A 16,062-nucleotide genomic window follows, 5' to 3' on the forward strand; every position below is an offset into this window, starting at 1 on the left:
GCGCCGCCGGGGCTCACCCTGGCCGACCCGCCGAGAGACCCCGTGGGAGTATGGACGGGCAGGGCGCAGCGTCCACTGCCTCTGTGGCCTACAGGCCGGGTCGGCCTGGACATTTTCCCGGCGCCCGGGCCGACCCTAGGGCAGACAGCCCCGCCGCGTCGCCGCCGTCGGCGGACGCGCCCGGCACGCTCAAGGCAACATGGTGCGCGACGTTGGCCCGGTCCACACCCCAGCCCTAGGATCGTGGGCGGGAGGTCCCAGTGGAGAGCGGGTACGGGCGCGCGGCCTGGATGGTCTGGGGCGTCGGCGTGTTCGGCTACTCGCTGGCCGTCATGCACCGCAGCGCGCTGGGCGTCGCCGGCTTGGAGGCCGCCGCCCACTTCGGCACCACGCCCGGCATCATCTCGACGTTCGTCGTCCTTCAGCTCGCCACCTACGCCCTGTCCCAGGTCCCCGTCGGGCTGCTCCTGGACCGCTTCGGGTCCCGCGTGCTGCTCACGACCGGCACGCTGGTCATCGCGCTGGGCCAGGGGATGCTGGCCATGGCCGACGACCTGTCCATGGCCTACGCAGCCCGCATCCTGCTCGGCGTCGGCGACGCCTGCATGTTCAACTCGGTGCTGCGGCTGCTGCCGCGCTGGTTCCCGCCCCAGCGGGTGCCCCTGCTGTCCCAGGTCACCGGCATGATCGGGGCCGTCGGCCAGGTGGCCGCCGTGGGGGTTGTGCTGCCCCTCATCCAGGTCGCGGGCTGGCGGCCGGGGCTGCTGCTCACCGTGGCGGCCAGCGGGGTCGCGGCGGTCCTGATCGTGGCCGGCGTGCGCAACGCGCCGCCGGGGGAGGCCCCGAGCGTCGTCGTCGACCCGATCAGGGAGATCCCCTCCCGCATCAGAGGCGTGACGACGCATCCCGCGACGCAGCTCGGCTTCTGGGTGCACTTCACCGCGGGCTTCTCCACCAACGCCTTCGTGTTCATGTGGGGGATCCCCTACCTCGTCGTGGGGCAGGGCCGGTCGCAGGCCGAGGCGGGGGCGCTGTTCGCGCTGCTGTCGGTCGCGGCGATGGTGGCCGGTCCCGTCGTCGGCGCCATGACGGCCCGGCACCCGCTGCGCCGCAGCACGATGGTGCTCCTGCTCGTGTGGGCCGTCGTCGCCTGCTGGGCCGCGGTGCTGCTGTGGCCTGGCCCGGCCCCCACGCCGCTGCTGGTCCTGCTGGTGCTCTCCCTCGCCGTGGCGGGCCCGGGCACCGGCGTCGGCTTCGACTTCCCCCGCACGAACCTGCCCGTCACCAGGCTCGGCGCCGCCAACGGCATCGTCATCGCGGGCGGCTTCATCGGCGGAACCGTCCTCATTCTCCTCATGGGCCTGGCGCTCGACTGGATGGCGGGCGGCGGTGCCTACACACCGGGGCAGCTGCGCCTCGCGTGGCTCCTGCAGCTGCCGTTCTTCGCGGTCGGGATCACGGGCATCCTGCTGAGCCGTCGGCGGCTGCGGCGGCTCATGGCCGCGGAGGGCGTCGTCGTGCCCACGTGGCGCGAGGTGGCGGACCGCATCCGCCGTCGCCGGGGACTTGCGGGCTAGAAGAGGCCCTCGGGCTGCGGCGGAGGCGCGTACGCCGGATCGACGTCGTTGAACAGCTTGCTCACCGAGCGGCCGTTGTGGATGCGGTCGATGGCGTCGGCGAACAGGCCCGCGACGCTCAGCGTCGTCAGGCCCGGGAAGTCGGCGGGTGCCGGCACGGTGTTGGTCGACACGACCTCGACGATGCGCTCGTGTGACGTGAGCTTCTCGACCGCCCGCCCCGCGAACAGCCCGTGCGTGCACGCCACCGACACGTCCTGGCAGCCGAAGTCGCCCAGGCGGTTGACGATCTCGACGATGGAGCCGCCGGTGGCGATCTCGTCGTCGAGCACGATGGCCCGCTTGCCGGAGACGTCGCCGACGATGGCGTCGATGACCACCCTGTCGTCCGCGAGGCGCTGCTTCGATCCCGCCGCGACCGGCAGGTTGAGCAGCCGGGCCAGCAGCGTCGCCTGCTTGGCGTTGCCGAGATCGGGCGACACCACGACGGTGTTACTGAGGTCGCGGTCGCGGTAGTGGTCCGCGATCACGCCCAGCGCGGTCAGGTGGTCGACCGGGACCGAGAAGAACCCGTGCATCTGCGGCGCGTGGAGCGCCATGGTGAGGACCCGGTCCACACCGGCCGTCGCCAGCATGTCGGCCACCAGCCGGCCGCCGATGGAGATCCGCGACGCATCCTTCTTGTCCGAGCGCGCGTAGGCGTAGTGGGGGATGACGGCGGTGATCTGCCCCGCGGAGGCGCCGCGGGCGGCGTCGACCATGAGCAGGAGCTCCATCAGGTGGTCCTGGGTCGGGGGGACGAGCGGCTGCACGATGTAGACGTCGCGCTGGCGGCAGTTGGCGAGCAGCTGCGCCTGCAGGCAGTCGTTGCTGAACCGGGAGATCTTCACCGCCGACCGCCGGAGCCCGAGGTGCGCGCAGATCTCGTCGGCGAACGCCGCATGGGCGGAACCGGAGAAAACGACGATGCCCTTCACTGACAGCCCCTTCCCGTCGCCCACAGCCTAACGGCCGACGGCGGGGCGCGCCGCGGCTGGCGTCGAGCCGGACAACGATCCGCGCACCAGGGCGTCATCGAGCGGTCATCCGGCGTTCACCAGCGGCGCAGCGACTGTTCTCCGGCGCGCCCTAGCGTGCGGCAGACGGGCCAACCCGGCCCCCGAACAGAAGGAACCATCCATGAGTGGAATCCGCACGGCCGCCCTCGCGGGCCTGGCCGCCGTGTCCCTGGCGCTCACCGCCTGCGGTGGTGCCGCCCCCGCCGCCGAGACCTCCGATCCGGCCTCGACGGGGTCGGCCGCCGTCGACGCCGCGACCGCGACGTCCGCCGCCGACTTCGGCGGGATGGAAGGGCTGGTCGCCGCCGCGCAGGCCGAGGGCCAGCTCAACGTCATCGCCCTGCCGCACGACTGGGCCAACTACGGCGCCGTCATCGAGGGCTTCAAGGCCAAGTACGGCATCGAGGTCAACGAGCAGTCCCCGGACGCCTCCTCGAAGGAGGAGATCGCCGCCGCCGACGCCAACAAGGGCACCGACAAGGCGCCCGACGTGTTCGACCTCGGCACCAACGTGGCGCTGGAGTCGACCGACTACTTCGCGCCCTACCAGGTGGAGCGCTTCGCCGACATCCCCGAGGACCAGAAGGACCCCGAGGGCCTGTGGGTCTCCGACTACACCGGCGTCATGGTGGTCGGCTACAACAAGACGAAGTACGGCGAGATCACCTCGCTCGACCAGCTGACCGATCCGCAGTTCGCCGGGTCGGTGGCCCTCAACGGCAAGCCCGCCGAAGCCGGCGCCGCGTTCAACGGGTTCCTCCTGGGCGCGCTCGCCAACGGCGGATCGTTCGACGACCTGCAGCCCGGCCTCGACTTCTTCGCCGAGCTCAACGACGCCGGCTCGCTCAACCTCACCGACGTCACCCCCGGCACCATCGAATCCGGGGAGCACGGCGTCGTCTTCGACTGGTCCTACAACATGGTTCCCGTCGCCGACCGCCTCGCCGAACAGGGCGTCGAGTGGGCGACGTTCCTGCCCGAGGGCATCGCGCTGGGCTCGTACTACAAGCAGGCCGTCAACAACGACGCCCCCCACCCGGCGGCCGCCCGCCTGTGGCAGGAGTACCTGTTCTCGGCGGAGGCGCAGAACCTCTGGGCCGAGGGCGGCGCCGTGCCGGTGCTGAACCAGGTGTTCGCCGACGAGTTCTCCGACGAGGCCAAGGCCGCGGCGCCCGCCGTCGAGGAGCTGCTCGCCCCCACCGCCGAGCAGGCCGAGGCGGCCACCGCGTTCCTGCAGGCCAACTGGGACGCCACGATCAGCTGATGTCGACAGTGGTGGCGGGCGTGGCCACACCCACGAGACGCGTCGCGCGGACCGCCCGCGACGCCGCGGTCACGCTTCCCTTCTTCGGGTACCTCGCCGTGTTCCTACTGCTCCCGACGCTCATCGTGGTGGTGGGGGCGTTCCGGAGCCGCGACGGCGGGTTCACGCTCGACGGGGTCGCGCGGCTGGTCACGCCCGCCACCGCCCAGATCTTCCTTACCACCGCGTGGGTGAGCGCCGCCTCGGCGATCGCGGGTGCCGTCGTCGGGGGCGTGGCCGCCTACGCCCTGTCGACGGTGCCGCTCACGTCTCGGCTGCGCCGGATCTACACGGCCGTGTCGTCGGTCCTCGCGCAGTTCGGCGGCGTGATGCTCGCCTTCGCGTTCATCTCGGTGCTGGGCAAGAACGGCCACCTCACCCGGCTGCTGGCCGACGCGTTCGGTGTCGCGGTGCCGGGCGACCTGCTGACCTCCGTGCCGGGGCTCATCGTCGTGTACTGCTACTTCCAGGTGCCGCTCATGATCATCGTGTTCCTGCCCGCCGTCGACGGGCTGCGTCAGGAATGGCGTGACGCCACCGAGAACCTCGGCGGATCGACGTGGACCTTCTGGAGCCGGGTCGCGGGACCCATCCTGCTGCCGAGCTTCCTCGGCAGCTTCCTCCTGCTGTTCGCCAACGCGTTCTCCGCCTACGCCACCGCGGCCGCGCTGATCTCGCAGCGGACGATCATCGTGCCCATGGCCATCGAGGGCGCCATCCGCAACGAGAACGACACCGGCATGGACGCCTACGCCCAGGCGCTCGCCGCGGGCATGATCGTCGTGGTCGGGCTGGTGATGGCCGGGTACGCCGCGCTGCAGCGTCGAGCGGGGCGGTGGACCCGGTGAGCCGGGCCGTCACCCGCCGGCGCCGCCAGCGGGCGCTGCGGATCGCGGTGCTGGGCGTGGTGGGGGTGTTCCTCGCGTATCCGCTGTACGCGCTGTTCGAGTTCTCGATCCGGTTCCCGCTCACGGGGGCCTACTCCGTCGACGCCTGGACGCGGCTGTTCGGGGCCGGCGACGGGGCCCGCCTCCAGCCGCTTTACACGGGCCTGGTCAACTCGCTGCTCATCGCCGTTCTCACGCTGAGCCTCATGTTCGCGCTGCTGTTGCCGACGATGGTGTGGGTGAGGTTGCGGCTGCCGCGGCTGAACCGGGTCGTCGAGTTCCTGTGCCTGCTGCCGCTGACGCTGCCCGCGATCGTGCTCGTGGTGGGGCTGGTGCCGGTGTACCGGTTCATCGCGACCCGCCTGCTGGACACGCACGCCGTCTGGCTCAGCTTCGCGTACGTGGTGCTGGTCCTGCCCTTCGCCTACCGCGCCCTCGACGCCGGCCTCTCCGCCATCGACGTCCGCACGCTGGTCGCGGCGGCCCGCTCCCTCGGCGCCTCCTGGCCCACCGTCGTCGCCCGGGTGCTGCTGCCCAACCTGCGCGGCGCCGTCGCCTCCGCCGCCTTCATCTCGATCGCCGTCGTGCTCGGCGAGTTCACGATCGCGCGGATGCTCGCGCGCGAGAACCTCCAGACCGGCGTCATGCTGGTCAACCAGGCGGCGCCGCAGGTCGCGGCGGCGGTGTCGCTGCTCACGCTGCTGTTCGGGATCGCGCTGCTCGTGGGGCTGAGCTACATCACCAACCGTGCCCACCGCCGACCACGCAGGAGAGACTCATGACACCCACCCCCGGCGCCGTGGCCGTCGAGCTGCGGGCCCTCCGGCGCTCGTTCGGCAGCGTCGTCGCGCTCGACGACCTCGACCTCGACATCGCGCCCGGCGAGCTGGTCGCGCTCCTGGGCCCCTCCGGCTGCGGCAAGACGACGGCGCTGCGCGTCCTCTCCGGCTTGGAGGAGGCTGACTCGGGGCAGGTGCTGGTGGGCGGCCGCGACATCACGCACGTGCCGCCGAACAAGCGCTCGATGGCCATGGTCTTCCAGAGCTACTCCCTGTTCCCACACCTCACCGCGGCTGGCAACATCGACTTCGCGCTGTCCCTGCGACGGGTGGATCGCGCCCGGCGGCGCGGCATCATCGACCACCACCTCGACCTCGTCGGGCTGGGCAGCCACCACGACCGCTTCCCGACGGAGTTGTCCGGTGGCCAGCAGCAGCGGGTCGCACTCGCCCGCGCGCTGGCGTCCAACCCCGAGGTCCTGCTGCTGGACGAACCGCTGTCGGCGCTCGACGCCCAGGTCCGGGTGCAACTGCGCGACGAGATCCGCCGCATCCAGCTGGAGCTGGGCACCACGACGCTGTTCGTCACCCACGACCAGGGCGAGGCGCTCGCGATGGCGGATCGGGTGGGCGTGATGCGCGCCGGACGACTCGAACAGATCTCCGCGCCGCGGGACCTGTACGAGCGGCCGGTCAACGAGTTCGTAGCGCAGTTCATCGGCTCCACCAACCGCATCCACGGGAGGGTGAGCGCCGGGCATGTGCGGGTGCTGGGGGAGTGGCTGCCCGTGCTGCCGGGATCGCCGACGGAGGGCGCGGGGGTCGCGCTGGTGCGGCCGGAGCGGTTGTCGGTGACGCCCGCCGTGGACGCGGCCGACGAGCGGGGCTTCGAGGGGACCGTGCGGCAGGTGTCCTTCCTGGGCGACCATGCCCGCGTCTACGTGACGCTGCACGACGACACCGAGTTGCAGGCGTTCGTCCATTCCCGGGACACGCACGGACTCGGGTTGGGGGAGCGCGTGCTGGTCGCCGTCGACAAGGCGCCCGTGCTGGTGACCGCGTAGACGCCGATGGCCCGGCCCCTAGGGGAGCCGGGCCATCGTGGGAGTCTGGGTCAGGCGACGCCCGCGTCGATCTCCTCCTGCGTGAGGTAGCCGGTGTCGACCAGCGCTTCGGTGATGTTGTCCTGCGTGACGGTCACGACGTCGAGGAGGTAGGACGGGACGACCTTCACACCGTTGTCGTAATCGGTGGTGTTGTTCGCCTCGGGCTCCTCGCCCGCCAGCAGATCCTGGGCGGCCGCCACGGCCTGCTCGGCGAGCAGTCGGGTGTCCTTGAAGATCGTCGAGTACTGCACGCCGTCCTGGATCAGCTTGGTGGAGGCGATCTCGGCATCCTGGCCGGTCACGATCGGGAAGCCGTCGTCGACGGTGCCGGAGTAGCCGTTGTTCTGCAGGGCGGTGATGATGCCGCGGGCCAGACCGTCGTTGGCCGACAGCACGCCGTCGATCTTCTTGTCCTGGTAGTGGGCCGTCAGGAGGTCCTCCATGCGCTTCTGGGCCTTCTCCTGCTGCCACCCGAGCGTCGCGGCCTGGTCGATGCTGGTCTGGCCGGAGACGACGGTGAGGGTGCCGTTGTCGATCTCGGGCTGTAGGACGCTCATGGCCCCGTCGAAGAAGAAGTGGGCGTTGTTGTCGTCGAGCGAGCCGGCGAACAGCTCGATGTTGAACGGGCCGTCGCCGCGCTCCTTGAGGCCGTCGATGAGGGACTGGCCCTGGGCGACGCCGACCTTGAAGTTGTCGAACGAGACGTAGAAGTCGACGTTCTCGCTGTCGCGGATCAGGCGGTCGTACGCGATGACCTTGATGCCCTGGTCGGCTGCCACCTGCAGCTGCGGGGCCAGTGCGGTGCCGTCGATGGCGGCGATGATCAGGACATCGGCGCCCTGGGTGATCATCTGGTCGATCTGCTGCGACTGGGTGGGGATGTCGTCGTTGGCGAACTGCAGGTCGACGGTGAAGCCGGCCTCCTCGAGCTGCGACTTGACCGCGTCGCCGTCGGCGATCCACCGCTCCAGGGTCTTGGTCGGCATCGCGACGCCGACGGTGCCGCCCCCGCCCGCCTCGCCACCGGCGCTGGACGTCGCGGCCGCACCCGTGCTGTCAGGGGTGCTGCCCGCGCCGCCACCGGCGCACGCGCTCAGGGTGAAGGCCATGGCCGCGCTCGCGGTCAGAGCCAGGAGCTTCCGCATCTTCATACATCCTCCTCGGGATGATCTGGGTCCGGAACGGGCACACGCCGCCCCCAGGAAGCAAGAGGCGCCGCTTCCAGTTACTTCGTCGACTGGGCGGCACAACTTTGTCTCTCACTTGAACGAAATCCTGTCATGCGCACCATGTGTTGTCAAACGCCGCGCGGGGGCGCGACCGGCAACACGCCGTGGACGCGACACGGCGCCCGGGGCCGAAGCCCACGGGCGCCGCGACGACGTCGTGCTATCAGGCCTTGGCGGCCGCCGCCCGACGCTTGTTCCAGATGTCGAACGCAACCGCCAGCAGCAGCACCAGACCCTTGACGATCTGCTGGATGGACGTCTGCACGCCCATCAGCTGCATGCCGTTGCTCATCACGGCCATGACCAGGCCGCCGATCATGGCGCCGATCACGGTGCCGACGCCACCGGTGACGGCAGCGCCGCCGATGAAGCACGCCGCGATCGCGTCGAGCTCGAACATGTTGCCCGCGGCCGGCTGGGCGCCGTTGGTGCGCGACGAGAACACCACGCCGGCGATGCCGGTGAGCAGACCCATATGCACGTAGACCCAGAAGATCGTCCGCTTGACCTTGACACCCGACAGCATGGCGGCGTTGATGTTGCCGCCGATGGCGTACACGTGACGACCGTAGATGCTGTTCTTCGCCAGGAAGGAGTAGGTGATGATCAGCACCGCGAGGACGATCAGCACGATCGGGAAGCCACGGGCCGTGGCCAGCTTCCACGCGAAGAACATCACGACGACGGCGACCGCGGCGAGCTTGGCGACGAACAGCGCGATGCCCTCGACCTCCTGCTCGTAGCGGATGCGCGCCCGGCGGCTGCGCCACTGCGTCCAGGCGAAACCGGCAACCGCGAAGACGCCGATCAACAATGTGAACAGGTCATATCCATAGCCGCCCAACAATCCGTTGAGGAACCCGTTGGCGATCTGCTGGTACTCCGACGTCATGGGCGACAGCGACACCGAACCGAGGACGAGGAACGTCATGCCCCGGAACAGGAGCATGCCCGACAGCGTCACGATGAAGCCCGGGATGCCGACGTAAGCCACCCAGAAGCCGTGCCAGGCGCCGATCGCCAGGCCGACCAGCAGGCCGGCGATCACGCCGACGTACCAGGGCATGCCCTGTTTGATGATCAGCGTGGCCGACACTGCGCCCACCAACGCCACCACCGAGCCCACCGACAAGTCGATGTGCCCCACGACAATGACGAAGAGCATGCCGATGGCGAGGATGAGGATGTAGGAGTACTGCAGGATCAGGTTGCTGACATTGGTCGGGTTCAGCAGCGTCCCGCCCGTCAACACCGTGAACAGCAGGACGATCGCCACGAACGCGATGACGATGCCACTCTGGCGTAGGTTCTTGGAGAAAAGGTCCTTGACGGTGGCCATCACGCGGCCTCCCTTTCTTTGGTCATGAGCTTCATGAGGCTCTCCTGGGTCGCCTCTCCACGGGGGAGCTGGCCGGTGATCCGGCCGAAGGCCAGAGTGAAGATGCGGTCGCAGATGCCGAGCAGCTCGGGCAGCTCCGACGAGATCACGACGACGGCCTTACCGGCGTCGGCGAGCGCATTGATGATGGTGTAGATCTCGTACTTGGCGCCGACGTCGATACCCCGCGTCGGCTCGTCGAGAATCAGCACCTCGGGGGCGGTCATCATCCACTTGGACAAGACGACCTTCTGCTGGTTGCCGCCGGAGAGCTGACCGACGACGTTCATCACCGTCGGGGTCTTGATCCGCATCTCCTTGCGGTACCGCTCCGCGTTCTTGATCTCCTCGTTCGAGTTGACCACGCCGTAGGTGGCGATCTTGTCCAGCGAGGCGGCCGAGATGTTGCGGCGGACGTCGTCGATGAGGTTGAGCCCGTACCGCTTGCGGTCCTCCGTGGCGTACGCGAGACCGGCGTCGATGGCGTCGGCCACCGAATGGAGTTGTACCTCCTTGCCGTGCAGGAACAACCGCCCGCTGACCTTGCGGCCGTAGGCCCCACCGAAGAGGCTCATCGCCAGTTCGGTGCGGCCGGCGCCCATCAGGCCGGCGATCCCGACGATCTCACCCGCGCGGACGTCAAAGGACGCGCCGTCGGACACCTTGCGGCCGGCGACGGTGGGGTGCAGGACCGTCCAGTCCTCGACCCGCATGATCTCCTCGCCGATGTTGGGAGTGTGCTCCGGGAAGAGGTTGTCCAGCTCGCGGCCGACCATGCCCTTGATGATCCGCTCCTGCGTCATCTCAGGGCCGCGGTCGATGGTCTCGATCGTCATGCCGTCGCGGATCACCGTCGTGGCGTCGGCGATGGCGGTGATCTCGTTCAGCTTGTGCGAGATCATGATCGACGTGATGCCCTGCTCCTTCAGGTGACGCAGTAGATCCAGCAGGTGGGCCGAGTCCGTGTCGTTCAGGGCGGCGGTCGGCTCGTCGAGGATGAGAAGCTTCACGCGCTTCGAGAGCGCCTTGGCGATCTCCACAAGTTGCTGCTTGCCGACACCGATCTGGTTGATCGGTGTCACGGGGTTCTCGTCCAACCCCACACGGGCCAGGAGCTTCGCGGCCTCGGCGTTGGTCTTGTGCCAGTTGATCCGGCCCTTCTCCACCTGTTCGTTGCCGAGGAAGATGTTCTCCGCGATCGACAGCAGAGGAACCAGGGCGAGCTCCTGGTGGATGATGACGATCCCGGCATGCTCCGAGTCGTTGATCGAGGAGAACGTGCACTCCTTGCCCTCGAAGATGATGTCGCCCTCGTAGGTACCGTGCGGGTAGACCCCCGACAGCACCTTCATGAGGGTCGACTTCCCCGCGCCGTTCTCGCCACAGATGGCGTGGATCTCGCCCCGCTTGACCTCGAGGGTCACGTCCGAGAGCGCCTTGACGCCGGGGAACGTCTTGGTGATGTTGCGCATCTCGAGGATGGTCTGGTTGTCGCTCATGCGTCGCCTTTCGGAAATGTCACTTGGCGACGATGGCCCGGCCCCTGAGGAGCCGGGCCATCGTGGTGCCTGGATCAGGCAACGCCTGCGTCGATCTGCTCCTGGGTCCAGTAGCCGGTGTCGACGAGCGCTTCGGTGATGTTGTCCTGCGTGACGGTCACGACGTCGAGCAGGTAGGACGGGACGACCTTCACACCGTTGTCGTAATCGGTGGTGTTGTTCGCCTCGGGCTCCTCGCCGGCCAGCAGCGCCTGCGCGGCGATGACAGCCTGCTCGGCGAGCAGGCGGGTGTCCTTGAAGATCGTCGAGTACTGCACGCCGTCCTGGATCAGCTTGACGGAAGCGATCTCGGCATCCTGCCCGGTCACGACCGGGAAGCCGTCGTCGACGGTGCCGGAGTAGCCGTTGTTCTGCAGGGCGGTGATGATGCCACGCGACAGGCCGTCGTAGGCCGACAGCACGCCGTCGATCTTCTTGTCCTGGTAGTGGGCCGTCAGGAGGTCCTCCATGCGCTTCTGCGCGGTCTCCTGCTGCCAACGCAGCGTGGCGGCCTGCTCGATGTCGGTCTGGCCGGAGACGACGGTCATGGTGCCGTTGTCGATCTCAGGCTGGATGACGCTCATGGCGCCCTTGAAGAAGAAGTGGGCGTTGTTGTCGTCCAGCGAGCCGGCGAACAGCTCGATGTTGAACGGGCCCTCGCCGCGCTCCTTGAGGCCGTCGATGAGGGACTGGCCCTGGGCGACGCCGACCTTGAAGTTGTCGAACGAGACGTAGAAGTCGACGTTCTCGCTGTCGCGGATCAGGCGGTCGTAGGAGATGATCTTGATGCCCTGGGCCGCGGCGTTCTCGAGCTGCGGGGCCAGTGCGGTGCCGTCGATCGCGGCGATGATGAGGACCTTGACGCCCTGCGTGATCATCTGGTCGATCTGCTGCGACTGGGTGGGGATGTCGTCGTTGGCGAACTGCAGGTCGACGGTGAAGCCGGCCTCCTCGAGCTGCGACTTGACGGCCTCGCCGTCGGCGATCCACCGCTCAGAGGTCTGGGTCGGCATCGACACGCCGACGGCGCCGCCTGCCTCGCCGCCCGCGGGCGCGCTGGCGCTGGCGGAGTCGGTCGACCCGGAGGTGGGCTCGGTGGTGCTGCCTGCGCCGCCGCCACCGCATGCGGTGAGGGCGAAGGCCAGAACCATGCCCGCAGCCGCGGTCATGAACTGCTTCATCTTCATTCGTTCCTCCTGAGAACGGTAAAGAGGTGACGGACGGCTGTCGACCGCCCGAGGGTCGCATCGGGTGTGCGAGGCGAAGCGCGATGCGCGTGACCTGACCTCGGGCAATGAGTTCTCGACGATCAGGACGGCGTTGTCTCTCCGTTGGCCTTGATTCTGTCCCCGGGTGATAGCGCTGTCAACCGAATCGGGGGGTGGGGATGGTTGCAAAATGATAACGATCGTCTAGTGCCTCGAAACAGCGTCAACTAGGCCGGGGCTGCGGTGGATACCGAAACGACGTGTCGTAGTATGTCCGGGTGGCGCCGCATCCCGAGACCCATCCGCACGAGGCCCGCAAGGGGGTCGTGCGCACCCTCCACCACGACGCCGGCGAGCGCCCGCACGTCCTGGTGTGGGAGGTCACGCGCGCCTGCCAGCTGGCCTGTCGGCACTGCCGCGCCGATGCCTTCACGCGCGCCGACCCTCGGCAGCTCACCACCGAACAGGGCAAGGCGCTCCTGGACGACTTCGCGGCCTACGGCACCCCCAAGCCGATCGTCATCCTGTCGGGGGGCGACGCGTTCGAGCGCGACGACCTCGAGGAGTTGATCGCCTACGGCACGTCGATCGGGCTGCCGATCGCGCTGTCGCCGTCGGTCACCCCGCTGCTCACCGACGAGCGGCTGGCGTCGGTGCGGGAGGCCGGTGTCAAGGCGTTCTCCCTGTCGCTCGATGGCGCCACCCCCGAGACCCACGACTCGTTCCGCGGCATCGACGGCACGTTCGCCGACACCATGGCCGCGGCCGAGCTCGTCGTGAAGCACGGCTTCCGGTTCCAGGTGAACACGACGATCTGCCGCAACAACCTGCGCGAACTGCCCGCCCTGCTGAAGCGGACCATGGAGATGGGCGCGGGCATGTGGTACGTCCTGTTCCTCGTCCCGATGGGCCGCGGCTCCAACCTGGAGCCGCTGGATCCCGAGGAGATGGAGGACGTGCTGCACTGGCTGCACGACGTGTCGGACCGGATCGCGGTGAAGGTGACGGAGGCGCCGAACTACCGGCGCGTCGCGATCCAGCGCGACGACGCCCGCGCGGCGGGGGAGCCGCTGCCGGTGCGCGGTGAGCTGCACGCGTGGCTGACGGCGGAGACGGAGGCCCTGCTTGGTGAGGTCCTTGAGCGTCGCCCGCCGCGGCCGCCGATCGGGGTCAACAGCGGGCGCGGTTTCGCGTTCGTCGACCACATCGGCGACGTCTACCCGTCGGGCTTCCTCCCGTACCGCTGCGGGTCGGTGAAGGAGCAGTCGTTCCGGGAGATCTACGCCGAGGCGCCGATGATGAAGGCACTGCGCGACCCGTCGTCGTACGCCGGTAAGTGCGGGGTGTGCGAGTTCAACTGGATCTGCGGGGGGTCGCGGGCCCGGGCGCACGCGATGGTGGGCGACCCGCTGGCGTCGGATCCGACGTGCGTGTACCGGCCGGCGGCGTGGGTCGCGCAGCACGAAAAGCAGGAGAACTCGGACCTCGCGACCGTATAGGGCCTCGGAGAGCCAGTGCGACGGCGTGTCGTGCCGGGGGGTCGGGGAGAGGCCGGGCCGGGGAGGGCATGGGGTCGCGTACCGGCGGCCCGCGAGGGGAGGCGGCGTGGCCCGACGCGTGTCGAGCGTGACGGCAACAGTCGGCAACTCCTTGGCGTGCGGCAACCCAGCTGGCGTACTTAGCACACCCCTCTGAGGCCTCCACGAGTCCACGACAGTCAGGGCGGCGCCCCCAGACCGGGCACGCCGGCCACATCGGCGTCGCCCCCTGTTCGAAGGACAGACAATGACGTCACGCATTCTGTCGGCCACGGCCCTCACCGCCGTCGCCGCCCTAGCCCTGGCGGGCTGGGGCTCGGCATCATCCTGGTCACCCACAACTTCGGGGTGGTCGCCGACATCTGCGACCGCGTCGTCGTCATGCAGAACGGTCGGCGCCGGCGAGACCCTGGGTCTGGTCGGCGAGTCCGGATCGGGGAAGACGACGCTGGGCCGGGCAGTCCTCGGGCTCGCCCCGGTGACCGGCGGCCGGATCGTCTTCCAGGGATCCGATCCGACGCCCGCAAGCGCGTTCAGGAGTTGTTGGACCGCGTGCACATGCCACGCGACGCCATGGTGAGCTGGTCGAGCAGGGCGACGCGGAGAAGTTCACGACGCGTCCGGCCCACCCCTACACGCAGAAGTTGCTGCTGGCCTCGCCGGTGCCCGATCCCGACCGACAGGCCGTCCGGCGGGAGGCTCGACGGCGTCACGCGCGGGAGACGGCCGCGGCCTGAGGCGGTGGATCGGCCCGCCCGGTCGAGCCTGAGGGCTGGCGGGTCGATCCTCGCTCATGCCGACGAGCGGACGTCGGGAACTGCCGAGTTGCGCAAAGTTCCAGGGGACTCTTCCCCGCGCTCCCTTTTCGTTATACGATTTGTGCATGGTCAGTGACGAGCAGATCCAGAAGTGGGCCGACGAAGCAGAAGCTGGCTACGACCCGGAGAAGCTGTTGCGGCGAGGACGCGGCCGTCCGGGTCGCGGCGCTGAGCCGTCGCAGGTGATCGCGGTGCGCCTGACGCCCGAGGAGCTCGCCGAGCTGGACGCGGCAGCTGAGCGGGATCACGTGTCGCGCTCGGAGGCGATCCGTCGCGCCTTGGCCGGCTACGCCGCGTGAAGGTTCACCCGAGCGCACTCAAGCACGGCATCGCTCAGGAGGATGCGGTGCAGGCCGCGTACTGGTCGTTGTGGATTGAGCCCCTTGACGAGGATGAGTGGCCGCACCGGGAACTGCGGCTCGGGTTCGATACCGCGGCTCGGTTGCTGGAGACGGTTGTCCTGGTTTTCGAGAGCGGGGAAGAGATGGTCATCCACGCCATGCCTGCCCGCAAGCAGTACTGGGACCTACTGCCATGACTAGCTGGGCACAGAAGCACGCTCGCTCATGCCGCGTTCCCAAGGGTGAAGAAGGCACGCTCAACCAGTCCGGCGCTTGGAACGAGGCGCGGTGCGGCTGGCGGGGACGGACTCCCGGGCTCTACTTGTTCGGTGAGGGGATGGTCCATGCTGTAGGCATGAAGAAGCCTTACCCCTTCCCCGCCCGAATTGCTGTAGCCTTCTTGGCCGCAGCGGGAATCATGCTGACGGTCCCTACCCTCGCCCACTTACTCCTCGGAGGCCCTAACGAGACGCCGTTGGCGTGGTCCAGCCTTTCGCTGGCTTGCACTGCTCTGGCAGCTGTAGCCGGGGTCACGTTGCTGGCTTGGCGTCCGCCGTCTGGATGGGCGACCGTCTTGGCCGTGGGCGTGACGGCTGCGGCGATGACTCTACTTCCGATCAGCATGCTGTGGGATGATCGAGGATGGTGGGGAGTACTCGTTTTCTACCTTGTGGTCTATGGGGTTTACTTCGCAATCGTCCCGGCTTTGATGACTGCGGCTATCGTGCTCCATGGCCGTCACGGCCTGCGCTTACGCAGGCCGGTGCGCGCTTCGAACTAGCAGGATCGGTGGTTGCTGCGTCCGGCGAGCACTCCATGGTGTTTGCAGCCGGGGATCCGAGAGTCTCTCCAGGGGGCGATGTCGATCCAGCCCCGCCGGATAATCTGGAAAAGCGCGGATCTGCCGCAGCCGTGCCGATCTACGGACGTCCGGAACTGCCGCATACCCCTTCTATGCAGTGCGGGGTCCGTCCCGGTGGGTTCGGCGTTCTGAGATGATCCTACGATGAAGCGCTGGCTGGGCATGGCCTCCCTAATCGTCGCGGCAGGGGGCGTCGTGGTGATGCTTCTCCCGACGATGGAACTGCGGTGGGGCGTTGACCCCGCACTCGGACTCGAGCCGACGGTAACGTGGCACTCGTGGTTCGACCCACTTCTTTTCGGCGTAGCTCGTTTCGATGCGCCGCTTGCGCTGTTTGTCGGCGGACACGGAAAAATGCCCAGTGACGGTCATGTAGTTGCCCGCTGGCGGTCATGAAATCTGCCCGGTGGTGGCCATGGGATCTGCCCGACACGACATCC

16 protein-coding genes are annotated in these 16,062 nt (G+C 68.6%); 11 read left to right on the top strand and 5 right to left on the bottom strand.

The window, feature by feature from the left end; all coding sequences use genetic code 11:
- Positions 1–260: 260 nt before the first annotated feature.
- Positions 261–1,577, top strand: coding sequence for a nitrate/nitrite transporter (locus ACFQPD_RS08760; RefSeq protein ID WP_385900151.1), 1,317 nt, complete (start codon positions 261–263; stop codon positions 1,575–1,577).
- Here ACFQPD_RS08760 and ACFQPD_RS08765 read toward each other — a convergent pair.
- On the bottom strand, positions 1,574–2,554 hold the full coding sequence (locus ACFQPD_RS08765) for a ribose-phosphate diphosphokinase (RefSeq protein ID WP_385900152.1): 981 nt from the start codon (positions 2,552–2,554) through the stop codon (positions 1,574–1,576). The two genes, ACFQPD_RS08760 and ACFQPD_RS08765, sit on opposite strands and share 4 nt — an antisense overlap.
- A gap of 202 nt (positions 2,555–2,756) precedes the next feature.
- On the opposite strand from ACFQPD_RS08765, the gene ACFQPD_RS08770 reads away from it, so the two are divergent.
- From ACFQPD_RS08770 to ACFQPD_RS08785, 4 genes are read left to right on the top strand one after another with little or no spacing between them, the layout of a single operon-like run.
- Complete coding sequence (locus tag ACFQPD_RS08770) at positions 2,757–3,899, top strand: ABC transporter substrate-binding protein (protein WP_385900154.1); 1,143 nt, start codon at positions 2,757–2,759, stop codon at positions 3,897–3,899.
- Positions 3,899–4,786 carry an ABC transporter permease gene (locus ACFQPD_RS08775; protein ID WP_385900155.1) on the top strand — a complete coding sequence of 296 codons (888 nt, stop codon included), beginning with the start codon at positions 3,899–3,901 and terminating at the stop codon, positions 4,784–4,786. The genes ACFQPD_RS08770 and ACFQPD_RS08775 overlap by 1 nt, the downstream gene beginning before the upstream one ends.
- A complete protein-coding gene (locus ACFQPD_RS08780) occupies positions 4,783–5,607 on the top strand; it encodes an ABC transporter permease (protein WP_068752011.1) in 825 nt (274 codons plus the stop codon). The genes ACFQPD_RS08775 and ACFQPD_RS08780 overlap by 4 nt, the downstream gene beginning before the upstream one ends.
- Positions 5,604–6,668: an ABC transporter ATP-binding protein gene (locus ACFQPD_RS08785; RefSeq protein WP_385900157.1), complete on the top strand. Its 1,065-nt coding sequence runs from the start codon at positions 5,604–5,606 to the stop codon at positions 6,666–6,668. Before ACFQPD_RS08780 ends, ACFQPD_RS08785 begins: the two co-directional genes overlap by 4 nt.
- A gap of 50 nt (positions 6,669–6,718) precedes the next feature.
- Here ACFQPD_RS08785 and chvE (ACFQPD_RS08790) read toward each other — a convergent pair whose 3' ends face one another.
- The 4 genes from chvE (ACFQPD_RS08790) to chvE (ACFQPD_RS08805) form a co-directional block, all read right to left on the bottom strand.
- Positions 6,719–7,861, bottom strand: coding sequence for a multiple monosaccharide ABC transporter substrate-binding protein (gene chvE, locus ACFQPD_RS08790; RefSeq protein WP_385900158.1), 1,143 nt, complete (start codon positions 7,859–7,861; stop codon positions 6,719–6,721).
- A 241-nt stretch (positions 7,862–8,102) separates the two neighbouring features.
- On the bottom strand, positions 8,103–9,278 hold the full coding sequence (gene mmsB, locus ACFQPD_RS08795; protein WP_385900159.1) for a multiple monosaccharide ABC transporter permease: 1,176 nt from the start codon (positions 9,276–9,278) through the stop codon (positions 8,103–8,105).
- Positions 9,278–10,816 (bottom strand): multiple monosaccharide ABC transporter ATP-binding protein, encoded by a 1,539-nt coding sequence (gene mmsA / locus ACFQPD_RS08800; RefSeq protein WP_385900161.1) that lies wholly within the window; start codon positions 10,814–10,816, stop codon positions 9,278–9,280. The genes mmsB and mmsA overlap by 1 nt, the downstream gene beginning before the upstream one ends.
- 74 nt (positions 10,817–10,890) lie before the next feature.
- The gene (gene chvE, locus ACFQPD_RS08805; protein ID WP_385900163.1) at positions 10,891–12,042 is read right to left on the bottom strand and encodes a multiple monosaccharide ABC transporter substrate-binding protein; all 1,152 of its coding nucleotides are present in this window, start codon (positions 12,040–12,042) and stop codon (positions 10,891–10,893) included.
- Between the two features lie 299 nt (positions 12,043–12,341).
- Between chvE (ACFQPD_RS08805) and ACFQPD_RS08810 the strand changes: the two genes are divergently transcribed.
- From ACFQPD_RS08810 to ACFQPD_RS08835, 6 genes are all read left to right on the top strand, one after another.
- A complete protein-coding gene (locus tag ACFQPD_RS08810; protein WP_385900164.1) occupies positions 12,342–13,562 on the top strand; it encodes a TIGR04053 family radical SAM/SPASM domain-containing protein in 1,221 nt (406 codons plus the stop codon).
- 286 nt (positions 13,563–13,848) lie between these two features.
- Positions 13,849–14,181, top strand: coding sequence for an ATP-binding cassette domain-containing protein (locus ACFQPD_RS08815; RefSeq protein ID WP_385900165.1), 333 nt, complete (start codon positions 13,849–13,851; stop codon positions 14,179–14,181).
- Between the two features lies 1 nt (position 14,182).
- The gene (locus ACFQPD_RS08820) at positions 14,183–14,338 is read left to right on the top strand and encodes a hypothetical protein (RefSeq protein ID WP_385900382.1); all 156 of its coding nucleotides are present in this window, start codon (positions 14,183–14,185) and stop codon (positions 14,336–14,338) included.
- A 146-nt stretch (positions 14,339–14,484) separates the two neighbouring features.
- A complete protein-coding gene (locus ACFQPD_RS08825) occupies positions 14,485–14,718 on the top strand; it encodes a ribbon-helix-helix domain-containing protein (protein ID WP_073186923.1) in 234 nt (77 codons plus the stop codon).
- Entirely contained in the window at positions 14,715–14,957 is a 243-nt protein-coding gene (locus tag ACFQPD_RS08830) for a toxin (protein ID WP_073186922.1), read from the top strand. The genes ACFQPD_RS08825 and ACFQPD_RS08830 overlap by 4 nt, the downstream gene beginning before the upstream one ends.
- An 809-nt stretch (positions 14,958–15,766) precedes the next feature.
- Entirely contained in the window at positions 15,767–16,018 is a 252-nt protein-coding gene (locus ACFQPD_RS08835) for a hypothetical protein (RefSeq protein ID WP_385900167.1), read from the top strand.
- Positions 16,019–16,062: the final 44 nt, after the last annotated feature.

The organism is Tessaracoccus sp. O5.2 (assembly GCF_964266725.1).
Lineage (GTDB): Bacteria > Actinomycetota > Actinomycetes > Propionibacteriales > Propionibacteriaceae > Arachnia > Arachnia lapidicapta.

Coding starts and splice junctions, on each gene's coding strand:
- ACFQPD_RS08770 (WP_385900154.1), top strand. CDS start 2,757: ATGAGTGGAATCCGCACGGCCGCCCTCGCGGGCCTGGCCGCCGTGTCC.
- ACFQPD_RS08775 (WP_385900155.1), top strand. CDS start 3,899: ATGTCGACAGTGGTGGCGGGCGTGGCCACACCCACGAGACGCGTCGCG.
- ACFQPD_RS08785 (WP_385900157.1), top strand. CDS start 5,604: ATGACACCCACCCCCGGCGCCGTGGCCGTCGAGCTGCGGGCCCTCCGG.
- chvE (WP_385900158.1), bottom strand. CDS start 7,861: ATGAAGATGCGGAAGCTCCTGGCTCTGACCGCGAGCGCGGCCATGGCC.
- mmsB (WP_385900159.1), bottom strand. CDS start 9,278: ATGGCCACCGTCAAGGACCTTTTCTCCAAGAACCTACGCCAGAGTGGC.
- mmsA (WP_385900161.1), bottom strand. CDS start 10,816: ATGAGCGACAACCAGACCATCCTCGAGATGCGCAACATCACCAAGACG.
- chvE (WP_385900163.1), bottom strand. CDS start 12,042: ATGAAGATGAAGCAGTTCATGACCGCGGCTGCGGGCATGGTTCTGGCC.
- ACFQPD_RS08815 (WP_385900165.1), top strand. CDS start 13,849: ATGACGTCACGCATTCTGTCGGCCACGGCCCTCACCGCCGTCGCCGCC.
- ACFQPD_RS08825 (WP_073186923.1), top strand. CDS start 14,485: ATGGTCAGTGACGAGCAGATCCAGAAGTGGGCCGACGAAGCAGAAGCT.
- ACFQPD_RS08835 (WP_385900167.1), top strand. CDS start 15,767: ATGAAGCGCTGGCTGGGCATGGCCTCCCTAATCGTCGCGGCAGGGGGC.